Below are 21,608 nucleotides of genomic sequence, written 5' to 3'. Positions count from 1 at the left end.
GTGAAACAAGGCTTGCAGAGCATGGGCTTCAGATGGTACAGATTTAACCCGCAACACTGACAGGGCAAGTGAACGTTACATTAAATTAACATAAACCTGTATTGAATTGATTAAGTATTCCATCTGGAGCCGTTGGTGAAAAATACTCCGGAGGGATGCTTTGAGGAATTTTTTGGGTATGAGAAGTGTGAAAATCAGCCTTGCTTGGCAAATCTTGATTGCGTTGTTTCTGGGGATTGCTGTCGGAGCGATCCTGCATAACCAAACGGAATCTCGCGAATGGCTCGTTAATAATATTCTTAGCCCCGCCGGGAATATTTTTATCAGCCTGATTAAAATGATTGTTGTGCCAATCGTTATTTCTACATTAGTCGTCGGCATTGCCGGCGTCGGTGATGCGAAGAAGCTGGGCCGCATCGGGTTGAAAACCATTCTCTATTTTGAGGTGATTACCACCATCGCGATTGTGGTAGGGCTGACGCTGGCGAATGTGTTCCAACCTGGTCACGGCATCGATATGTCGACGTTGACCACCGTCGATATCTCCCAGTATGAAAAAACCACTGAACAGGTACAAAGTGGCTCTCACAGCCTGGTGAGTACCATTTTATCGCTGATCCCGTCCAACATCTTCGCGTCGATGGCGAAAGGCGACATGCTGCCGATTATCTTCTTCTCGGTACTGTTTGGTTTAGGCCTCTCTTCCCTGCCGAAGGAAACGAAAGAGCCGCTGCTGAACGTCTTTAAGGCGGTTTCTGAGACCATGTTCAAAGTTACGCATATGATTATGCGTTATGCGCCGGTCGGGGTCTTTGGCCTGATTGCGGTAACCGTCGCAAACTTTGGTTTTGCCTCGTTACTGCCGCTCGCCAAGCTGGTGCTGTTGGTGTATGTGGCCATCGCCTTCTTCGCCCTGGTGGTGCTCGGAACAGTGGCGCGTATGTGCAAACTGCGCATTTGGACGCTGATCCGCATTCTGAAGGACGAGCTTATTCTGGCCTATTCCACTGCCAGTTCGGAAACGGTGTTGCCGCGCATTATTGAAAAAATGGAAGCCTACGGTGCGCCGAAATCGATCACCAGCTTTGTGGTGCCGACCGGGTACTCGTTTAACCTGGATGGCTCCACGCTGTACCAGAGCATTGCCGCTATCTTTATTGCCCAGCTCTACGGTATTGAACTGTCAATCGGTCAGGAAATCGTGCTGGTGCTGACATTGATGGTGACGTCAAAAGGTATTGCCGGCGTACCGGGCGTTTCCTTCGTGGTGCTGCTGGCAACGCTGGGCAGCGTGGGGATTCCGCTGGAAGGGCTGGCCTTTATCGCCGGCGTCGACCGCATCCTGGATATGGCGCGTACGGCGTTGAACGTTGTCGGCAATGCGTTGGCTGTGCTGGTCGTCTCCAAGTGGGAGCGGCAGTTCGACAGCAGTAAAGCGCTGGCCTATGAGAAGGAATTCCTTGCAGGCAAAGTAAAAACAGCAAGACAATCTTAATATTGCCTTTCGCTAATTATTAAAAAAGCCCGCCATTGGCGGGCTTTTTTTGTGATGTGATGCCAGCGATTGCCCTTTGAGTGTAAAGTTTCTTCAGTAAGCACTTACTTTAGTTTTTTAATACTACGGTATCATTTTTTTATTGTTAAAAATCATTGTGATTAGTAACGTTTGTTAAAAGTTCCCACCTTTTTTTACTTGCCTTAATCCTCGCTGCCTCTATTTTTAATAAAGGATTTTCCTTCTTTAGGCACGATCCTGCATGACATGAAAATGTCATGTATTAGCTTCAAGCCGTTATTGACATCATAAGTTTTTTTTATGTTATTGGCCCTGGGCGGGTAGGCGAAAGCCTGTTTGTCCCCAACAGAGAGAAGCATGCTGTGACAATACTCAAACCCCTAATAGCCAGGAATCGCAGCTGGGCGTTGCAACAGCGCCAGCGCAATCCTCATTATTTCCGTAAGCATATCGCCGGTCAGCAGCCACATGCGCTGTGGATAGGTTGTTCCGATAGCCGGGTTCCGGCAGAGGTGCTGACCGGCGCACACCCGGGTGAATTGTTTGTACACCGCAATATCGCCAATATGGTTTTACAGGATGACGATAGCCTGATGAGCGTATTGCAGTACGCGTTGGACTATCTGCATGTCTCCGCTATCGTGCTGTGCGGCCACTATGGCTGTGGCGGCGTGCAGGCCGCGGTTAATCTGCCCGATCTGCCGCTGTCGCAGGAGAACAGTGCGCTGGCAAGGCGTCTGAAAAATTTGCGTCAGTCGCTGGCGAGCGAACTGCCGCAGTACCAGCAGAGTGAAGAGGATGAGACGCAGCGCTTGAATCGCGTGATCGACGCGCACGTGGTGACCCAGTTTGCTCATCTTGTCGACTGCCAGCCGGTGCAACAGGTCTGGCAGCAGGGCCGCATTCTGGATGTATTCGGCTGCGTTTACGATTTGCATGACGGGCATTTGAAGGAGCTGATTCATCAGGACAGTGCGGAGGTGCATAATGAGCTTAAGCACTCTGCGTAATGATATTCCCGCAGGGATCGTCGTGTTTTTGGTGGCTTTACCGCTTAGTCTGGGCATTGCTCAGGCGAGTGGCGTGCCGCCGTTTGTCGGACTGCTGACCGGTGTGATTGGCGGTCTGGTGGTCACATTACTTAGCCCGTCGCGTTATGCGGTTAGCGGGCCGGCCGCCGGATTGGTAACCATCGTCGTCGGCGCGATGGAAACGCTCGGATCATTTTCTTTGCTGCTGGTCGCGCTGATCATGGCGGGGGTACTACAGCTTATTTTCGGTTTGTTGCGCGCCGGACGCTTTATTTCATTGGTTCCCGGGACGGTGATCCAGGGCATGTTGGCGGCGATTGGTCTGCTGCTGATTATGCAACAGATACCAGTCGCGCTGGGTTATCAGGGCGGAGAGGGCCTGTCAGGGCTGTTTAGCGCCGGTGCCCAGATGCTGTCGCCGGCTTCGGTTGTGGTAGCGTTGGGCGCGCTGTTTATTCTTTGGGCCTGGACGACGGCGCCGGTGAAGCGCATCAAAATGATGACGTATATCCCCGGACCGTTGGTGGCGGTACTGTGGGGCGGTTTGGCCGTGGTATTCGGCGAACGCCTGATGCCGGAGTTTATGGGCAATATCTCGCGCATTGCCCTACCCCAATTCGACAGCGTTGACGAATTAGGCGCACAGTTCAGCCGGCCGGACTGGCAGGGGGCATGGAGTAACCCCGCCGTTTATGTGATCGCGGTGACGTTAGCGCTGGTGGCCAGCCTGGAAACCTTGCTCAGTCAGGAAGCGTTGAAAAAGCTTAAATCGCAGACACCAGCGCCATCGCCGGATAAAGAAATGCGTGCGCAGGGTGTCGGTAACATGCTGAGCGGATTTTTGGGCGGTTTGCCCATCACCGCCGTTATCGTGCGGAGTTCGGTCAACGTAAATGCGGGAGCACGCAGTAAAGTTTCTATTTTACTGCACGGGGTGCTGTTGCTGTTGTGCGGTGTGTTCTTCAGCGATTTGCTGAACGTCATTCCGTTAGCAAGCCTGGCGGCGGTACTGTTGTATACCGGCTATAAACTGGCTTCTCCGGCGTTGTTTGCCGTGCAGTGGCGTATGGGACTGGCGCACTTCGTGCCGTTTATCGTCACCGTTGGCGGGATTATTGTCTTCGGCATGCTGGCGGGAATCGCAATTGGTCTGATGGCGCAGGTTCTGTGTAGCACGTATAAAAGCCATCACAATGCGCTGCAGCTGGCGCAGTATGACGATCACTATGTGGTGCGTTTTCACCAGAATCTGACCTTCCTGCATAATCCGCGACTGCAGAGCCTGTTGGCGCAGATTCCAGATAACTGTGTGGTCATTGCAGAGTGCGATAATGCGGAATATATCGATCCTGACGTGCGTGCCATGCTGGAAGATTTTGGTGCTAGTGCGGCAACGCGCGGTATTACGTTGAATCGTTGGCCAGTATAATTAACACTGCCGTGAAACACGCGTAAACCGGGTATTAGCGACAAAAAACCATAGGCTACGGGAATACCGGAGCCTATGGTTGGAGAGCTACTCGTTAGTCAGCAATGACTTATTTTCTGCGACCGAAGATGCCGCCGAAAATAGAGTTCAGAATGTTTACGCCAGCTTCAATGACCTGACCGATGCCAGCACCCAGGCTAGCAGCTGCATCTTTAGCACCTTTAACACCAACGCTTTCGATGATTGAACCGATACCAGCACCCAGAGCGGTTGCTGCATCAGTGATAGGACCTGCACCAGAAATTTCCTGCATTTCGATTTGATTTAATTCTCTCATTTTCATCATCCTTTTTATATGACAGGTTTGTATTTTTAACATAAAGAAATACATGGCATTCAAGCTTCAATTTGGCTGCGCAAGATATTTCGTCGACTACTTTCATTCAAGAGGGAATTAAAATCAACATAAAACACGGTGTGCGGAGTATTTTATGATGATTCCTGGTTTATAATTAGAAATATCCTTGCGTGATGGCGAGTGTAAGTGGGTTATTTACTTCTGGACTTTGAAACATTCGCCCGGTTATATTTATTATAATTATGGCATTGGCTGGTGGTTAGCGTTTGCGCCCCGCTAATTATAAGTTGTGGTTATGTTTGCCTTGGTATTTATTTTCTGTGTTTTTATTCGGCGAAATTATTTCGCTGATTTTAATCGTGGTATCGTAAAGCGGATTGGATAATCGAAGGTGCTTGTATGGACACAATAGGCAGGGTTGTCGAGGAGTTTTTTCCTGGGCGAAATATTTCTCTTCGTCAGCGTAAGTTAATTAAATGGGTTTTTGGCGAAGAAAAGATTGCGCCCGTATTACAGAGTGCTATGGGTAAGCAAGGGCTTGATTGGGTTGATTCTGTCATCGATAATTTGCAGTTGCGTTTCGAGATTCACAGTGGTGACTACGATAATATTCCCAGCCAGGGGCCATTGATTGTGATTGCCAACCATCCTACGGTTATCGATGGCCTGGCGTTAATGAGCACTATTTCACGAGTTCGTAAAGATGTGAAGATTATTGCTAACCATGTATTAACCTTTCTATTTCCGCAAATAAAAAATATCTCCATCGGCATTAAGAATATGCACGGCAAGATGAGCCATCGGCAATTCAAGGAGATGAGCGACCATCTGGAACAGGGGGGCGTTCTGCTGATTTGCCCGGCCGGGCGATTGGCTGGTCTGTCGCTGGACGGGTTGCGGGAGTCGCCATGGCATCCGGGGTTTATTCACCTGGCGCGTCGTACCCGGGCGACGCTGTTGCCTGTGCATATTCGCGGCATCAACAGCGTTTGGTATTACATGGCAGCGCTTGCCTGGCGTCCCCTGTCTAATTTAATGATTTTCCGCGAAATAGCCCGACATCAGGGCAGTACGCTGCGTATGAGAATTTGTCGGCCCATCAGTGTTTCAGCCCTAAAGACGGATGAAACGCTGGAGACGTTGGCTGCCGATTGCCGCGCCCATCTTTTGAGCGTCGGTAAGGGGAAACCGGGAGTGGTGCCTACGCTGCCGGCGCTTGCCGCTCCGGAACCGAGAAGCCTGCTGGCTAACGCACTGGCTCGGTGTGAAGTGTTGAAAACGCTTGGTGATGGTAAACGGATATACCTGTATCGTTATCAGGACGAGGCGTATTCGCCAATTTTGCAGGAGCTGGGCCGGCTGCGTGAAGCCTCATTCCGCGCCCTGGCGATGGGAACCGGGGAAAAGCGCGATAATGACGCTTACGATCCGGACTATTACCATGTGATACTCTGGGATCCGCAGGCATTGGAAATTGCCGGCGCCTACCGTATTGTGCCGGCAGGTGAGCAGATCGCCAGGCGTGGCGTAGAAGGCCTGTACAGCTATTCCCTCTTCCAGTATACCCGCTCCTTAACGGATGACGTCGCCGAAAGTTTTGAGGTCGGGCGTGGGTTTATTCAGCAGAAATATCAAAAAACCAATGCGCTGGATGCATTGTGGAAAGGTATTTTCTGTTTTTCTCAGCGTTATCCTGATTATAAAAATCTGCTGGGGGTATTAACGATTCCAAAAAACTATTCTATTTCTGCACAGCGATTGATTATTGATTTCTACCAATGCTATTTCTCCGCGCCGCATCAGGACGGCTTAATGACGGGAGAGGCGCTCTGGCCGGACAGCACATCCGGCACGCTGTTTTCCGGCGATGACTTTCGCGCCGACTGGAAGCGGCTGAATACGCTATTGGATGAAGCGGGTTATCAACTGCCATGGCCATTTAAGCAGATGGCGCGCTGGTTTTACCTTGGTGGTGCAAGGCTGCTTGGGTTCAAGGACGACCAGGGTTTTAATTCTATTGCCGGATTGAGTATTTGCAAACTGGCGGCGCTGAAGAAAAGTTATCAATCACACTATATTAAAGCGGCGTAATGATTTATCGAGGGAAATACGCCGGTGCTTCTGGGTATATAGGAATATCTTTAATGAACCTTACTGGTAAGGCTGTGCTGATTGTTATTTTTTCTTTGCTGTGCTCGGGTTGCAGGGATACGTCGTCCGATACGTTTTCCGGCTATGCTAACGGTGAATTTATCTATCTCTCCTATCACACCAGTGAAAAGATTGAGAAGGTCCTGGTTAATAAGGGCACTTGGGTCGAGAAGGGACAACCCTTGGCCGCTATGGAGTCTTTTAACGCCGATAATGCGCTGCGTATTGCAGAGAAAAATTATATGGCTGAACGCGCCCTGCTGCAGGATTTGCGTTCTGGCGATCGTGATAAGGAGCTGGATGTGGTGCGTGCGCAGTTAACGCGGGCGCGTGCCGCAGCCAAACTGGCAAAACGCCAACTGGAAAGAAATCAGCCTCTTTATACCAAGCATGTTATCTCCGCCACGGAGTGGGAGGGAATGGAGGCGGATTATGCACAGAAGATTGCGCAGGTTAATGAGCTGTCGCATCAACTGAGCGCCAAGGCGCTACCGGCGCGGCAAGAGCGTATTAACAACCAGTCGGCGCGGGTGGCATCCGCCAAGCTGCAACTGGACAAAGCGCGTTGGGATTTGCAGCAAAGCCAGATTGTCGCGCCGCAGTCGGCATTGGTTTATGACGTTATCTATCGGCCCGGCGAGCGTCCCGCCGCCGGTAAACCCATCATCAGTCTGCTGCCGCCGGAAAATATCAAGGTTCGCTTCTTTGTACCGGAAAAGGATCTGGGAGCGCTGTGCGTGGGTTCACGCATCGAGATCTTGTGCGACGGCTGCGCAGAGCCGATCGCGGGGACGGTTCACTATCTCAGTCCGCAGGCGGAATACTCTCCACCGGTGATTTACAGCACCAAACGCCGTGAAAAACTGGTGTTCATGGCTGAGGCGCGACCGGAACTTGTGCAGGCGCAGCGGATGAAGATTGGCCAGCCGGTGCAGGTGAGGCTGGTTCACGATGAATGACTGGTGCATTGATGTTCACAAGTTGAATAAACACTTTGGCGCCAATCATGCGGTGAGGGATTTTTCTTTATGCATTGGCAAAGGCGAGATTTACGGTTTTCTGGGGCCGAACGGCAGCGGTAAAACCACTTCGATACGTATGATGTGCGGTTTGATCACGCCAGATTCCGGCAACGGCTCTTGCCTGGGGATGGACATATTTACCCAGCGTGAAGCGATTAAGCGGCGCATCGGTTATATGACTCAGCACTTTTCGATGTGGGGCAATTTAACCATCCGGGAAAATTTATTGTTCATTGCGCGTCTGCATAACCTTGACCGGCGCAGGCAGCGTATTGAGCGCGTACTGGAGGAGATGGGGCTGGCGTCCCGCCAGCATCAGCTGGCGAAGGTGTTGTCCGGCGGCTGGAAGCAGCGGATGGCGCTGGCCGCCTGTATGCTGCACGAACCTGAGCTGCTGTTTCTGGATGAACCGACGGCGGGCGTCGATCCCAAGGCGCGGCGCGAGTTCTGGCAAACGCTGCATCACCTCTCTGACGCCGGCATCTCCATTCTGGTCAGCACGCACTATATGGATGAAGCGGAGCGCTGCCATAAAGTGGCTTACCTTTCTTATGGCACCCTGCTGGCCAGCGGCGCCATCGCAGATATTATCCAGGCGCAAAATCTCACCACGATCCAGGTGCGCGGCAAGGGATTGACGGAGTTGGAAAGCCGGCTGCAAGCCCTGCCAGAGATCGAGCAGACGGTCATCTTCGGCAATGCGCTGTATGTTACCGCCTGCAACGGCGAACGGCTGCACGGTTTACTGACGGCACGGTTGCCGGTGGGGTATGAACTGTGTCAGGTGCCGACTCAGCTTGAGGATGCGTTTACCTACCTGATGAAGAGTAGCGATGAAAAAAACCATAATTAACTTTTCGCTCACGCGCTGGCTGGGGGTGGTGATCAAGGAGATCCATGAACTGCGCCGGGATCGGGTGAGTTTCAGCATGGTGTTCCTGACGCCGCTGTTCCAACTGATCATTCTGGGCTATGCGGTGAATATGGATCCGCGCCATGTGCCGGCGGCGTTGTTGAACTATGACTCGGGGCATCTGAGCCAGGTGTTTATCAGTGCAGCACAGAATACTCAATATTTCTCCCTGCAGCCGGCAGCCTCGGAGCAGGAGGCGGAAAAGGCTTTTGTGCGGGGGGATGTGATCTTCATCGTGACCATCCCCGCGGACTTCAGCCAGAAGATTTTGCGTGGTGAAAAGCCGCAGTTGCTGATCCAGAGCGATGCGATTGATCCGATCGCCGGCGGCAACGCGCTGAGTGCCATCGCGCAGGCGTCAAAAAATATGTTTCAGTACGATCTGCCGGAGTCGCTGCGGGGCAGGGAAGGGACGGAGAACTTCGAGCTGGTGGTGCACCGTATGTTCAACCCGGAAGGGATCACACAGTACAATACCATTCCCGGAATTATCGGCTCGATCCTGAGCACTACCATGATCCTGATGACCGCGCTGGCGATCACCCGCGAGCGTGAGAGCGGCGCGATCGAAAACCTGTTGGTGTCGCCGGTGACCGGGCTGGAGGTGATCGTCGGCAAGATCACGCCTTATGTGCTGATCGGCATGTTCCAGTCGGTAATGATCCTGCTGTGCGCGGTATATCTGTTTAACATTCCGCTGCTGGGGAACGTGTTTTTACTCCTGACGGTGCTGACGGTCTATATTTTTCTTTGCCTGTCGGTCGGCATCACCATTTCCAGCATTGCGCAAAGCCAGCTGCAGGCGTTGCAGATGTCGTCGTTCTACTTTATTCCCTCGGTGCTGCTGTCCGGCTTTATCAGCCCGTTTATCAGCATGCCGGTATGGGCGCAGGTGATTGGCTCATGCCTGCCGCTGACCTACTTTATACGTCTACTCAAGGGGGTGATGCTGAAAGGGTATACGCTGGCGGAGCTGCTGCCGGATTTTCTGCCGCTGTTGGGGCTGGCGGTGGCGGTGATTTTTATCGGACTGCGCACCTACCGTAAAACGCTGGACTGATGTGAGCGATATTCGACGGAGAGTCCAGAAAGCGAAAAACCCGCCATAGGCGGGTTTTTCTGAATATGGTGCCCGGACTCGGAATCGAACCAAGGACACGGGGATTTTCAATCCCCTGCTCTACCGACTGAGCTATCCGGGCAACGGGCTGCATTAAACCGTAAAGCCCGGTTGGCGTCAATCGCTTTATGACATAAACATGAAAAAACAGCGTCGCCTGCTGGCATTTCATTCAGGTTGCGCGAAGTTTATCCTTAAGCAGGATAATCAGCGTGTTATATGGCCGGGTGGCGCTGTAAATCACCTAGCTCAAGGCGCCGTGTTTGCGGCACTGGGCCACCTGCAGAATGTCTTCCGCCAGGCGTTTGGCGACAGAAACATCCTGAAGCTGTCGTTTGATCAGCAATTTGCTCAGGCATCCTTCCTGAATCAGCTCAATTTGCTGAGCCACCATATCGGCGTCGTCGGCGTCCATGTCCCGCAGCAGATCGCGGGTCAGCGTCAGCGAACTCATCTTCTGCTGTTCTGCGAGCTGGTGGATCGGATGGTCATCCTCCGGGAAGAAGCTGCAGGCGGCAATAAACAGGCAGCCGGGGTAGCGACCGTTCTGTACGTATTCCGCCAGCACGTCATAGCGCGCCAGCAGTTTTTGCTGTGGCGTCAGCGACTCATCCAGCTGCAATTGCCGGCGCCAGGCGTCGATCTGCTGCCCGTGATGGCGCAGGCAGTCATACAACAAGGCTTCCGCATCCGGCCAGTAGGGCTTGAAATCAGCAGGTTGTACGCCGAGCTTCTCTGCCAGCATTTCCAGCGTGGTGTTCGCCAGACCTTGCTGTTCCAGCAACCCCAGCGCGGTATCAAGAACATGTTCGCGTTGCACCTGTGTTCCCCTCCAAATTCTGCTTCTGCACCTCAGTGTCGTTTACTGCACAGTTTTCTGCAAATGTGCGTTAAACGTCTGGGCATTCATAAAACCGGTAACGCGATTGGCCGTTTGCTCATGGCCGTTACGGTCAAAGAACAAAATGGTGGGCAATCCCAAGACCTGTAGATGTTTCAGCAGCGCCGCCTGTTCGGCGCTGTTAGCGGTGACGTCAGCCTGCAGCAGCACCGTGTCGGCCAGGCTGGCCTGAACGTTGGCGTCGCTGAAGGTGTATTTCTCAAACTCCTTGCAGGCCACGCACCAGTCGGCGTACAGATCCAGCATCACCGGCTTACCCTGCGCCTGCCGCAGCGCCTGATTCAACTGTTCTACATTGCTGATGCGGGTGAACGCCAGATGCGGCTGGGCGGCCTGCTGTGCGGCGCCGGGGCCGAACGCCCAGTCCTGCAGCGGGCGGGCGGCAATCACCGCGGCGGCCAGCAACAGCAGTTGCAGCGCGCGGGCCCAACCGCGTGAGCTCTTCAGACTCAGCGCGAAGGCCCAGCCGAAGAACGTCAGGCCGAGCAGGCTCCACAGGCGTAGCCCCCACAGATCGCCGATCACCCGCTCCAGCAGGAATACCGGCAGGGCCAGGATGACAAAGCCGAAGGCCTCTTTCACGTACTGCATCCACGGCCCGCTGCGCGGCAGCAGTCGGTTGCCGAACAGCGTGACGATAATCAGCGGAATACCCATCCCCAGCGCGTACAGGTACAGCGTGCCGCCGCCGGCCCACATATTGCCGCTTTGCGCGATATACAGCAGGATGGCGCTGAGCGGCGCGGTGGTGCAAGGCGAACAGATCAGCCCGGCCAGCGCGCCCATCACAAAGACGCCGAACAGCGAGCCGCCGCGCTGGGTGTTGCTCCAGTTGGCCAGCCGCGTCTGCAGTGAGGAAGGCAGCTGCAGCGAATAGCAGCCGAACATCGACAGTGCGAGGGCGATAAACAGGGCGGAGAGGCCAATCAGCACGTACGGATGCTGCAGCGCCGCCTGGAACTGCAGGCCGGCGGCGGCCACCACCAGGCCCAGCAGCGTGTAGGTCAGCGCCATACCCTGCACATACACCAGCGCCAGCAGCAGGATGCGCCCGCTGCTGTGCGGTCGCTCCCGGCCGAGGATAATGCCGGAAATCAGCGGGTACATCGGCAGGACGCAGGGGGTAAACGCGATGCCGATACCGATCAGCAGCGCCCACAGCGGTGAAAACGGCAGGCTGGCGGGAACGGGCGTTGCCGGCGTCGCGCTGGCCGGCGTTGGCGGGGATGACGCCGCCACGGCGTCCAGCGGAATCACACGGGTTTCCGGCGGGTAGCAGAAACCGGCGGCGGCGCAGCCCTGATAGGTGACGCTCAGGCTGGCGTTCGCCGAGGCCTGCTGCAGCGTCAGCGGTAGCTGCAACTGCTGTTGATAAATCTCGGTCTCGCCGAAGAATTCGTCTTTATGGCTTATCCCTTTCGGCAGGCTGATGTCGGCCAACTGCGCCTGCTGCGGCACCAGTTTTATTTGCTGGCGATACAGATAATAGCCGGGGCGGATCTGCCAGTTCAGCGTCAGTTGCTGGCCCTTTTGCTGGAAGTCGAAGGCAAACGCCCGATCGACCGGCACAAACTGGCTGCCGCCGCCGTTGCTGAACAGCGAGGCCTGCACCGTCTGCGGCAGGAAGAACAGGCTGCACAGCAGGAAAATCAGTTTAATGATGCGTTGATCCATAACAAATAGTCTTTATCTCCGGCCATCACCGGCAGTACCAGCAGCTCGGGCGTCTGGTACGGGTGATGTTGTTTCAGATAGCTGAGCAGGGCGTGTTGATGCTGGCGATTGCTTTTGAACAGCATCTGGACTTCGTACTCCTGTTCCAGTTTCCCTTCCCAGTAGTACAGCGATGACGCGCCGGGCAGCAGCGTGGCGCAGGCGGCCAGCTTTTCACCCAGCACGCGGGCCGCCAGCTCCTGAGCGCTGGCCTCATCCGGTGCGGTACAAAGTATGACGACGGCTTCGCAATCAGACATCTTGACTCCCTCTCAACCCGATTCTCTGCAGAGCACTATACCCTGAAGGCCTGGCGGCTAGAAGGCGAGTTTATCAACAGCGCAGTTATCGCAGGAAAAACGGGGCCTGACGGCCCCGTGGAGAGTTACAGCATGATGCCGCCCAGCAGGAAGCCGAGCACTACGGAGAGGATGACGCCGATGGTGCCGGGAATAAAGAACGGGTGGTTAAACACGAAACGGCCGATACGGGTGGTGCCGGTATCGTCCATCTGCACTGCGGCGACCAGCGTCGGATAGGTCGGCAGAATAAACAGGCCGGATACCGCCGCGAAAGAGGCGACGGCCGTCAGCGGGCTGACGTTCAGGGCCAATGCCATCGGCATCAGCGCCTTGGCGGTGGCGGCCTGGGAGTAGAGCAGCGCCGAGCAGAAGAAGAAGATCACCGCCAGCAGCCATGGGTGCGCCTGAATCACACTGCCGGCGGTCTCTTTGATCCAGTCCAGGTTGGCCTGTACGAAGGTGTCGCCCAGCCAGGCCACGCCCAGGATACAGATACAGGCGCTCATGCCGGCCTTGAAGGTGCTGGAGTTCAACACGGCGTCGGTATCGACGCGGCACAGCAACGTGGTCAGGGTGGCGACACTCAGCATGATGATCAGAATAGCGTTGGTGGTGTTCATCAGCGGCTTGGCGACCAGCCCCAGCCCCGGGCTGTTGATGATGGCGTAGGCCACCACGCACAGTACGCCCAGCAGGAACAGCAACACTGATGACTTGGCGCGCGGTTTGATCTCCATGACCTTGTTGCCTCGCAGGGTAACCAGGCCTTCTTCCAGTCGTTTCAGGTAGACCGGGTCGTTAGACAGTTTGGAGTCGAACAGCCAGGTGACCAGCAGCGACATCAGCAGCACCGCCAGGAAGGTCGACGGAATGACCACCATCAGCAGATGCAGATAGCTGACGCCGTGGCCTTCCATCACCGAGGACATATAAACCACGGCGGCGGAAATCGGCGATGCGGTAATGGCGATCTGGGCGGAGACGACGGCGGTAGAGAGCGGTCGGCAGGGTTTGATGCCTTGCTCTTTCGCCACTTCGGCAATCACCGGCAGCGCGGAGAGGGAAATATTGCCGGTGCCGGCAAAGATGGTCAGGAAGTAGGTGACCACCGGCGCCAGGATGGTGATGTGTTTTGGATTTTTACGCAGTAACTTCTCGGTTTGCTGGACCAGGTAGTCCATACCGCCCGCGACCTGCATCGCGGAGATGGCGGCGATCACCGCCATAATGATGGAGATTACGTCAAAGGGGATATTGCCCGGCTTTACGCCGATCATCGCCAGAACTAAAACCCCAAGGCCCCCTGCAAAGCCAATGCCGATACCGCCCAGTCTGGCCCCGAGAAAAATGGCCAGCAGAACGATGATCAATTCCACCGCTAACATAGTGTTGCTCCTCGCAATAAAGTTTTTATATTCGCCATCTTTCAGGCTGTCGTTTGCCCGGCCGTACGTATCCGCCGTTCCATCGGCGTGTTCGCTGCGCCGTGACGGGGGGCGACAACCCGAATAACTTTGGTTATATGAAAATGAAACGTTAAAAATTTGTGGGCGCTAGAAAGTAAAAAGGCACGCTATCCAGAGGATTTAGCGTGCCTTTCAGGCTACCGGATGTATCTGTTATTGTTCGTTTTCATCTGTATAGCGTTTTGCTTTATAGGCCGGATGTTTTAAGTTCTCGACGGAGAAGATGTCATCCAGTTCGGCTTCCGTCAACAGGCCGCGCTCCAATACCACTTCCCGCACGCTTTTACCGGTTTCCGCACAAATCTTACCGACGATGTCACCGTTATGGTGGCCGATAAACGGATTCAGGTAGGTCACGATGCCGATAGAGTTGAAGACGTAGTGTTCGCACACTTCCTTATTGGCGGTAATGCCGTTGATGCATTTCTCCAGCAGGTTATAACTGGCGTTGGTGAGGATGTGGATAGACTCGAACATCGCCTGGCCGATCACCGGCTCCATCACGTTCAGCTGCAGCTGACCTGCTTCGGACGCCATGGTAACGCAAGTATCGTTGCCGATCACTTTAAAGCACACCTGATTGACCACTTCAGGCACCACCGGGTTGACCTTGGCCGGCATAATGGAGGAGCCAGCCTGCAGTTCCGGCAGGTTGATTTCATTCAGGCCGGCGCGCGGGCCGGAGGAGAGCAGGCGCAGGTCGTTGCAGATTTTGGACATTTTCACGGCCAGACGCTTCAGCGCGCTGTGCACCATGACGTAAGCGCCGCAGTCCGAGGTGGCCTCAATCAGATCTTCGGCCGGCACAACCGGCAGGTTGCTGACTTCCGCCAGCTTTTGCACTGCCAGCTGCTGGTAGCCGTCCGGCGTATTCAGCGCGGTGCCGATGGCGGTAGCGCCGAGGTTGACTTCCAGCAGCAGCTCCGCGGTGCGGCGCAGGTTGCGGGTCTCTTCATTCAGCAGCACGCTGAAGGCGTGGAACTCCTGGCCGAGCGTCATTGGCACGGCGTCCTGCAGCTGGGTGCGGCCCATCTTCAGGATATTTTCAAATTCTTTGGCTTTACGTTCGAAGCCTTCGCCCAGCTGGTTGATGGCGTCGATCAGCTTCATCACCGAAGCGTAAACCGCAATGCGAAAGCCGGTCGGGTAAGCGTCGTTGGTGGACTGGCTCTTATTCAGGTGATCGTTCGGGTTCAGATACTGGTATTCCCCTTTCTGATGCCCCATCAGCTCCAGGCCGATATTTGCCAGCACTTCGTTGGTGTTCATGTTCAGCGAGGTGCCCGCGCCGCCTTGGAAGACGTCCACCGGGAACTGATCCATGCATTTGCCTTTATCCAGCACCTCATCACAGGCCAGGATAATGGTGTCGGCGATCTTACGCGGGATAGTTTGTAGCTCTTTATTCGCCAGCGCGGCCGCTTTTTTCACCATCACCATGCCGCGGACAAACTCAGGAACATCGCTGATTTTGCTGTTGCTGATATAAAAGTTTTCAATCGCACGCAGAGTGTGAACACCGTAGTAGGCATCTGCGGGTACTTCACGTGTTCCGAGCAAATCTTCTTCGATACGAATATTGTTTGACATGAGAACCTTCTCTATGTAGCTACCGAATTATTTATTTTGTTAGTTAATTTATGTCGCCGTGAGCGCCAACCGCCGCAGTATCAACCTAAACGATCGGAGCTGCGCCGATCATATGCTGCTTCGCAATAAATGAATGAACACAGATCACTATCTGAATGTTCAAAAACCACAGCTTTTGCATTCCGTGATCTGATTCACGTTTATCAGTGTAGCCATTTAAAAGAGACAGACCGGTTGAAAAGCCGCTCGGCTACCCTCATTGTAATTAACTCGACCTGTTTTATCAGGCCACTTTATTATTCTCGTATGCGCCCGGGGGCGGGTACGCGAAGCTATCTGATAGGAGAACACGGTGCGCTGGTTACCGTTTTTGCTGATATTTCTGCTGGTATACATTGAAATATCGTTATTTATCAAAGTCTCCGCCGTGTTGGGCGTCGCCGTCACCCTGCTGCTGGTGATTTTCACCTCCTGTGTCGGGATATCGCTGGTGCGTAACCAGGGGATGAAAACTTTTGTACAGATGCAGCAGAAGCTGGCGGCCGGCGAAAGCCCGGCGGCCGAAATGGTGAAAAGCGTTTCGCTGGTGATGGCGGGCTTCCTGCTGCTGGTGCCGGGCTTCTTTACCGATTTCCTCGGCCTGCTGCTGTTGTTGCCGCCGGTGCAGAAAACGCTGACCCTGAAGCTGATGCCGCATCTGTCGGTTTATCGTCCCGGCGGCCGGGGGCCAGGCGGTGATGCAGCCAACGGCAACACCTTTGACGGGGAATTCCAGCGTAAGGACAACGATCGTCATACGCTGGAGCATCGCCCGGACGAGCATGACAAACGTGACGATCGTTAACGGACGTCTGTCATATTTCACAGTGAATCACCACGCGGCCTTCTGGCCGCGTTTTTGTGTGGGCGATCGCAATTACTCCATTGGTTAAAAAATTTTTTCCCCCACCCCCTTGAAGGGGGTTGGAATGCCCCCATCTCAAAACCCACGAGGCCGGTAAACATGATAATCCGGTGTACAACCCTAAATCTGAGACAGACCTTCTTACAGGAGAGCGTTCAATGAGTATTCGTCCATTGCATGACCGCGTTATCGTCAAGCGCAAAGAAGTTGAATCAAAATCTGCTGGCGGCATCGTACTGACTGGCTCTGCGGCGGGTAAATCCACTCGTGGCGAAGTAGTGGCCGTTGGCAAAGGGCGCGTTCTGGAAAACGGAAATATTCAACCGCTGGATGTGAAAATCGGCGATATCGTGATTTTCAACGACGGTTACGGCGTGAAAGCCGAGAAGATCGACAATGAAGAAGTGTTGATCATGTCCGAAAGCGACATCCTGGCAATTGTTGAAGCGTAATTACGCTTTATCTTCTGAACTGAAAAGAATTGAAGGGAAATACCAATGGCAGCTAAAGACGTAAAATTCGGCAATGACGCACGCGTAAAAATGCTTAACGGCGTGAACATTCTGGCAGACGCGGTAAAAGTCACCCTGGGCCCGAAAGGCCGTAACGTAGTGCTGGACAAATCTTTCGGCGCGCCAACCATCACTAAAGACGGCGTATCCGTAGCGCGTGAAATCGAGCTGGAAGACAAGTTCGAAAACATGGGCGCGCAGATGGTGAAAGAAGTTGCCTCCAAAGCGAACGACGCTGCTGGCGACGGCACCACCACCGCCACCGTTCTGGCGCAGGCTATCGTGAACGAAGGTCTGAAAGCCGTTGCTGCGGGCATGAACCCGATGGATCTGAAGCGCGGCATCGACAAAGCGGTTATTGCAGCGGTAGAAGAACTGAAAAAACTGTCCGTGCCTTGCTCTGATTCCAAAGCGATCGCACAGGTCGGCACCATTTCTGCAAACTCCGACGAAACCGTGGGTAAACTGATTGCAGAAGCGATGGAAAAAGTCGGTAAAGAAGGCGTTATCACCGTTGAAGAAGGCACCGGCCTGCAGGACGAGCTGGACGTGGTTGAAGGTATGCAGTTCGACCGCGGCTACCTGTCCCCATACTTCATCAACAAGCCGGAAACCGGTTCTGTCGAGCTGGAAAGCCCGTTCATCCTGCTGGCTGACAAAAAAGTTTCCAACATCCGTGAACTGCTGCCAGTACTGGAAGCCGTAGCTAAAGCCGGCAAACCGCTGCTGATCGTGGCTGAAGACGTTGAAGGCGAAGCGCTGGCTACGCTGGTGGTGAACACCATGCGCGGCATCGTGAAAGTGGCTGCGGTTAAAGCGCCAGGCTTCGGCGACCGTCGTAAAGCCATGCTGCAGGATATCGCTACCCTGACTGCCGGCACCGTGATCTCTGAAGAGATCGGCATGGAGCTGGAAAAAGCGACCCTGGAAGATCTGGGCCAGGCCAAACGCGTTGTGATCAACAAAGACACCACCATCATCATCGATGGCATCGGCGACGAAGCGACCATTCAGGGCCGCGTTGCGCAGATTCGCCAGCAGATCGAAGAAGCGACGTCTGACTACGATCGTGAAAAACTGCAGGAGCGTGTTGCTAAACTGGCAGGCGGCGTTGCCGTTATCAAAGTTGGCGCAGCTACCGAAGTTGAAATGAAAGAGAAGAAAGCCCGCGTTGAAGATGCCCTGCACGCGACCCGTGCTGCGGTTGAAGAAGGCGTGGTTGCCGGCGGCGGCGTTGCGCTGATCCGCGTGGCTAGCAAAATTGCCGAGCTGAAAGGCGACAACGAAGACCAGAACGTGGGTATCAAAGTTGCGCTGCGCGCGATGGAAGCGCCACTGCGCCAGATCGTGGTCAACGCCGGTGAAGAAGCTTCCGTTATCGCCAACAGCGTGAAAGCGGGCGAAGGCAGCTACGGCTACAACGCTTACTCTGAAGAGTACGGCGACATGATCGGCATGGGCATCCTGGATCCAACCAAAGTAACCCGTTCTGCACTGCAGTTCGCGGCATCCGTGGCTGGCCTGATGATCACCACCGAGTGCATGGTTACCGACCTGCCGAAAGAAGATAAAGCCGACATGGGCGCTGCAGGCATGGGCGGCATGGGCGGCATGGGCGGTATGGGCGGTATGATGTAATCATCCCCCTTCACGCTTGCGTGAGTGAAAACCCCGGCCTGGCGCCGGGGTTTTTTTATGGGGGCGTTTTTTCGTGCATTGGCGCACCGTGTTTGGCGATATTTTTACCGGCCAGACGGATTTAGCGTGTAAACTGTTACCTCATCAACTGTCGCTCTATGCGTTGACCAAGTATACGTGGCAACGGAAGCTTAAGAGGTAGCATTGCTTTCTGATAAGCTTTTGCGTAATTCTCAACATTATATGGGGAACAAGATGCGGACTAAAGCCTTACTGGGACTTTCGGCGGCGTTGCTGCTGGCAGGATGCAGCACCACTCATCAACTGACCAGCGCAGGTCAGCAGGTTAAATTTACCGATACCAAACCGGCGGCGGAATGTCAGCTGGTGGGGGAAGTCACCGGCACTCAGAGCAACTGGCTGTCCGGCAGTAATGCAGAAAGCGGCGGCCTGCGCGGCGCGGCCAATGATCTGCGTAACAAGGCGGCTGAAATGGGCGGCAACGTGATTTACGGTGCGACCAGCCCAAGCCAGAATCTGCTTTCCAGCTTTGCGCCTCTGGACAGCAAAATGATGGGTCAGGTTTATAAATGCCCATAACGGCTCCGCGCCGTTAACCCGTGAGTGACTAGTCCTGATATAGGTTGACACTTTTCAGCCTTATAACGCCCGATGAACCTCATCGGGCGTTTTGTATTGTAGCGACAGATGCGGTCGCCGTGCGTTGTAGATTTCCACAGACTGCCTGACCATCTTTCTTGCCTGCACGATGTCTTTCGGTTTGCCAAGCAGGTATTCCGTTTTCAGTATCCCGTTTATCCTCTCCGCCAGCGCATTCTGGTAACAGTCATACCCGTCTGTCATCGAACAGGTGACGCCATGTCGCTTGTGTAACGTCTGATATTCCTGCGAGCAGTACTGGATCCCCCGGTCCGAGTGATGTACCAACGGAGCTGCGGTGCGCCTGCTGGCCAGCGCCATTTTGAACGCACAGGCGACATGCCGGGTATGCAGGCTGTCATGCACATGATACCCCACGATTTTTCTCGACCACGCATCCGTTATCAGACTGATATACGCCGTTCCTGTTTTCAGCGGCAGATAGGTGATATCCGCTACCCACACCTGTTCCGGGCGGCTGGCTATAACCTGATGTTCTCCCGCTTTCAGCAAGTTGGGATGACGGTAAAAACGATGATGGCTGTGCGTTGTCTTATGATACGCCCGTTTAGGCATCACCAGTAAACGGGCGCAGCGCAGTATCCGGAACAGGCGGTCTCGCCCCACATGCACGGGGGCTTCCGGCTGCTGTCGCAGTAAGTGGTGCAGCTTGCGTGTACCCAGTCGGGGCTGGTGTAAGCGGATAGCGGTCACCTGCTCCACTATATGGTGGGCTTGCTCTTCTCTTCCACGTTCACGTTGCAAGGACTGATACCATGCCTGCCGGCTGATACCCATCCACCGGCAGGCGCGTGCTACCGTGAGTCGTGGCGCTTGTGTTTGCGCGATAAGGCAGCCAACTGCTTTTTTGTCAGGGTAGCTCCGAACTCGGTATTCATCACTTTTACGACGGCTTCAAAGAACTGCGCTTTGACTTCAGATTCAGCCAGTTGCTGTTCGAGTTCTTTGATGCGCTGTTCAGGAGTCAGGGGTAACTTGGGCATATCATCTCCGCACAGTCTGGTTGAAGAGGACGAACGCCAGTCGAGTTGGCCATATTTACGCAGCCAGTTCATGACGGTATGACTGCCCTGGATACCGTAGCGGTCTTGTGCCTGACGGTAAGTCATCTCGCCTTTTTCGACCTGTTGGACGACGGCCAATTTAAAGGATAGAGGGTAATCGCGTTGCGTGCGTTTAACATACTGGTTCATCACACTTTCCTCTGTTCGTGAGTAAAATGTGTCAACGCTATTTAGGACGGGTCAGAGATAAAAAAGAGGAATGCCTGCGCATTCCTCTTTTTTTCGCTTATGGCTGTGGCCCGTCCTGCGCCAGCCGCAGATCCAACGGCGTTTTGCTGGCTTCACCGCCGATTTCCCGCGTCAGGCGCGGCACCAGATAGCCGGACACCTTGCTCAGCAACTGCTGCATGATATGGCGCGCGTCATCGTCGCTGACCATAAAGTGGGCGGCGCCCTGCACTTTATCCAGCACGTGAATATAATAGGGTAGAATACCGGCATCAAACAGGGCGTTGCTCAGCGCCGCCAGCGTATCGGCATGGTCGTTGACGCCGCGCAGCAGTACGCTCTGATTGAGCAGGGTGACGCCGGAACGGCGCAGCTGCACCATGCTGGCCGTCAGCGCCGCATCAATTTCATTGGCATGGTTAATATGGGTCACCATCAGCACCTGCAGGCGTGATTGGGACAACCGCTGGCAGAGTTCATGGGTGATGCGCGCCGGGATCACCACCGGTAAACGGGTATGGATGCGCAGGCGCTTTACATGCGGAATGGTTTCCAGCTCGCCGATCAGCCAGTCGAGCTCATGATCTTTCGCCATCAGCGGGTCGCCGCCGGAGAAGATGATCTCGTCCAGCTCAGGGTGTTGGCGGATATAGTCCAGCGCCTGGCGCCAGTTGGCCTTATTGCCCTGGTTATCCTGATAAGGAAAGTGACGACGGAAGCAGTAGCGGCAATTGACGGCGCAGCCGCCCTTTACCAGCAGCAGGGCGCGGTTACGATACTTGTGCAACAGGCCGGGCACCACGCTGCGCTGTTCATCCAACGGATCGGTGGTAAAGCCGGCGGCGGTCACAAACTCCTCACTGGCGGTCAGCACCTGACGTAACAGCGGGTCGCCGGCGTCGCCGGCGCGCATGCGGGCGACAAACGCGCGCGGCACGCGCAGCGGGAACAGGCGGCGCGCATCGCGTCCCTGAGGCAGTTGCGGATGCGTGTTCAGTGACAGAAGCCGCAGCAATTCATCGGGGTCGGTAATAACATCGGCGAGTTGATGCAACCAATCTTCTCTATCTGCGATGTTTTGGGTTACAATATGTGCCATTTTTTTGGCTAAGCTACCAATTTAAAATTC

18 protein-coding genes, 1 tRNA gene and 1 pseudogene are annotated in these 21,608 nt (G+C 54.5%); 11 read left to right on the top strand and 9 right to left on the bottom strand.

What is annotated here, in order from left to right:
* Positions 1-178: 178 nt before the first annotated feature.
* From gltP to FO014_RS08390, 3 genes are all read left to right on the top strand, one after another.
* Complete coding sequence (gltP, locus tag FO014_RS08400; RefSeq protein WP_160028964.1) at positions 179-1,495, top strand: glutamate/aspartate:proton symporter GltP; 1,317 nt, start codon at positions 179-181, stop codon at positions 1,493-1,495.
* Between the two features lie 383 nt (positions 1,496-1,878).
* Positions 1,879-2,526, top strand: coding sequence for a carbonic anhydrase (locus FO014_RS08395; protein WP_160028962.1), 648 nt, complete (start codon positions 1,879-1,881; stop codon positions 2,524-2,526).
* The gene (locus tag FO014_RS08390) at positions 2,504-3,976 is read left to right on the top strand and encodes a SulP family inorganic anion transporter (RefSeq protein WP_160028960.1); all 1,473 of its coding nucleotides are present in this window, start codon (positions 2,504-2,506) and stop codon (positions 3,974-3,976) included. The genes FO014_RS08395 and FO014_RS08390 overlap by 23 nt, the downstream gene beginning before the upstream one ends.
* Positions 3,977-4,085: 109 nt before the next feature.
* On the opposite strand, the gene FO014_RS08385 is transcribed toward FO014_RS08390, so the two are convergent.
* Positions 4,086-4,355: a hypothetical protein gene (locus FO014_RS08385; RefSeq protein ID WP_246168098.1), complete on the bottom strand. Its 270-nt coding sequence runs from the start codon at positions 4,353-4,355 to the stop codon at positions 4,086-4,088.
* A 378-nt stretch (positions 4,356-4,733) separates the two neighbouring features.
* Here FO014_RS08385 and FO014_RS08380 point away from each other — a divergent pair, with 378 nt between their 5' ends.
* From FO014_RS08380 to FO014_RS08365, 4 genes are all read left to right on the top strand, one after another.
* Positions 4,734-6,425: a bifunctional lysophospholipid acyltransferase family protein/GNAT family N-acetyltransferase gene (locus FO014_RS08380; protein WP_160028956.1), complete on the top strand. Its 1,692-nt coding sequence runs from the start codon at positions 4,734-4,736 to the stop codon at positions 6,423-6,425.
* Between the two features lie 302 nt (positions 6,426-6,727).
* Positions 6,728-7,444, top strand: coding sequence for an HlyD family secretion protein (locus tag FO014_RS08375; RefSeq protein WP_246168096.1), 717 nt, complete (start codon positions 6,728-6,730; stop codon positions 7,442-7,444).
* Complete coding sequence (locus tag FO014_RS08370; RefSeq protein WP_160028952.1) at positions 7,437-8,360, top strand: ABC transporter ATP-binding protein; 924 nt, start codon at positions 7,437-7,439, stop codon at positions 8,358-8,360. Before FO014_RS08375 ends, FO014_RS08370 begins: the two co-directional genes overlap by 8 nt.
* Positions 8,341-9,480: an ABC transporter permease gene (locus FO014_RS08365; RefSeq protein ID WP_160028950.1), complete on the top strand. Its 1,140-nt coding sequence runs from the start codon at positions 8,341-8,343 to the stop codon at positions 9,478-9,480. Before FO014_RS08370 ends, FO014_RS08365 begins: the two co-directional genes overlap by 20 nt.
* Positions 9,481-9,546: 66 nt before the next feature.
* Here FO014_RS08365 and FO014_RS08360 read toward each other — a convergent pair.
* The 6 genes from FO014_RS08360 to aspA all read right to left on the bottom strand — a co-directional run bounded on the left by FO014_RS08360 (position 9,547) and on the right by aspA (position 15,512).
* Positions 9,547-9,622, bottom strand: a tRNA-Phe gene (locus tag FO014_RS08360).
* Between the two features lie 162 nt (positions 9,623-9,784).
* Positions 9,785-10,360: a division control transcriptional repressor DicD gene (gene dicD / locus FO014_RS08355; protein ID WP_160028948.1), complete on the bottom strand. Its 576-nt coding sequence runs from the start codon at positions 10,358-10,360 to the stop codon at positions 9,785-9,787.
* A gap of 42 nt (positions 10,361-10,402) precedes the next feature.
* Complete coding sequence (locus tag FO014_RS08350) at positions 10,403-12,115, bottom strand: protein-disulfide reductase DsbD (RefSeq protein WP_160028946.1); 1,713 nt, start codon at positions 12,113-12,115, stop codon at positions 10,403-10,405.
* Positions 12,091-12,414 (bottom strand): divalent cation tolerance protein CutA, encoded by a 324-nt coding sequence (gene cutA, locus FO014_RS08345; RefSeq protein WP_105229456.1) that lies wholly within the window; start codon positions 12,412-12,414, stop codon positions 12,091-12,093. The genes FO014_RS08350 and cutA overlap by 25 nt, the downstream gene beginning before the upstream one ends.
* A 125-nt stretch (positions 12,415-12,539) precedes the next feature.
* Complete coding sequence (locus FO014_RS08340) at positions 12,540-13,841, bottom strand: anaerobic C4-dicarboxylate transporter (RefSeq protein ID WP_160028944.1); 1,302 nt, start codon at positions 13,839-13,841, stop codon at positions 12,540-12,542.
* Between the two features lie 234 nt (positions 13,842-14,075).
* Positions 14,076-15,512, bottom strand: a complete 1,437-nt coding sequence (gene aspA, locus FO014_RS08335) for an aspartate ammonia-lyase (RefSeq protein WP_105229458.1) — start codon at positions 15,510-15,512, stop codon at positions 14,076-14,078.
* 352 nt (positions 15,513-15,864) lie between these two features.
* Here aspA and FO014_RS08330 point away from each other — a divergent pair, with 352 nt between their 5' ends.
* The 4 genes from FO014_RS08330 (at position 15,865) to FO014_RS08315 (ending at position 19,166) form a co-directional block, all read left to right on the top strand.
* Complete coding sequence (locus tag FO014_RS08330) at positions 15,865-16,356, top strand: FxsA family protein (RefSeq protein ID WP_160028942.1); 492 nt, start codon at positions 15,865-15,867, stop codon at positions 16,354-16,356.
* A 218-nt stretch (positions 16,357-16,574) separates the two neighbouring features.
* Positions 16,575-16,868: a co-chaperone GroES gene (locus FO014_RS08325; RefSeq protein WP_105229460.1), complete on the top strand. Its 294-nt coding sequence runs from the start codon at positions 16,575-16,577 to the stop codon at positions 16,866-16,868.
* Positions 16,869-16,913: 45 nt separating this feature from the next.
* Positions 16,914-18,566, top strand: coding sequence for a chaperonin GroEL (gene groL, locus FO014_RS08320; RefSeq protein ID WP_160028940.1), 1,653 nt, complete (start codon positions 16,914-16,916; stop codon positions 18,564-18,566).
* A gap of 255 nt (positions 18,567-18,821) precedes the next feature.
* On the top strand, positions 18,822-19,166 hold the full coding sequence (locus tag FO014_RS08315; RefSeq protein WP_105229462.1) for a DUF4156 domain-containing protein: 345 nt from the start codon (positions 18,822-18,824) through the stop codon (positions 19,164-19,166).
* Positions 19,167-19,194: 28 nt separating this feature from the next.
* Here FO014_RS08315 and FO014_RS08310 read toward each other — a convergent pair.
* A pseudogene (locus tag FO014_RS08310) lies at positions 19,195-20,440 on the bottom strand (IS3 family transposase).
* Between the two features lie 97 nt (positions 20,441-20,537).
* Complete coding sequence (gene epmB / locus FO014_RS08305) at positions 20,538-21,578, bottom strand: EF-P beta-lysylation protein EpmB (protein ID WP_160028938.1); 1,041 nt, start codon at positions 21,576-21,578, stop codon at positions 20,538-20,540.
* Between the last annotated feature and the right edge of the window lie 30 nt (positions 21,579-21,608).

The organism is Serratia rhizosphaerae, from assembly GCF_009817885.1.
GTDB lineage: Bacteria > Pseudomonadota > Gammaproteobacteria > Enterobacterales > Enterobacteriaceae > Serratia_B > Serratia_B rhizosphaerae.
The sequence above is the reverse complement of the archived record's forward strand: the minus strand, read 5'-3'. Positions and strand labels throughout refer to the sequence as shown.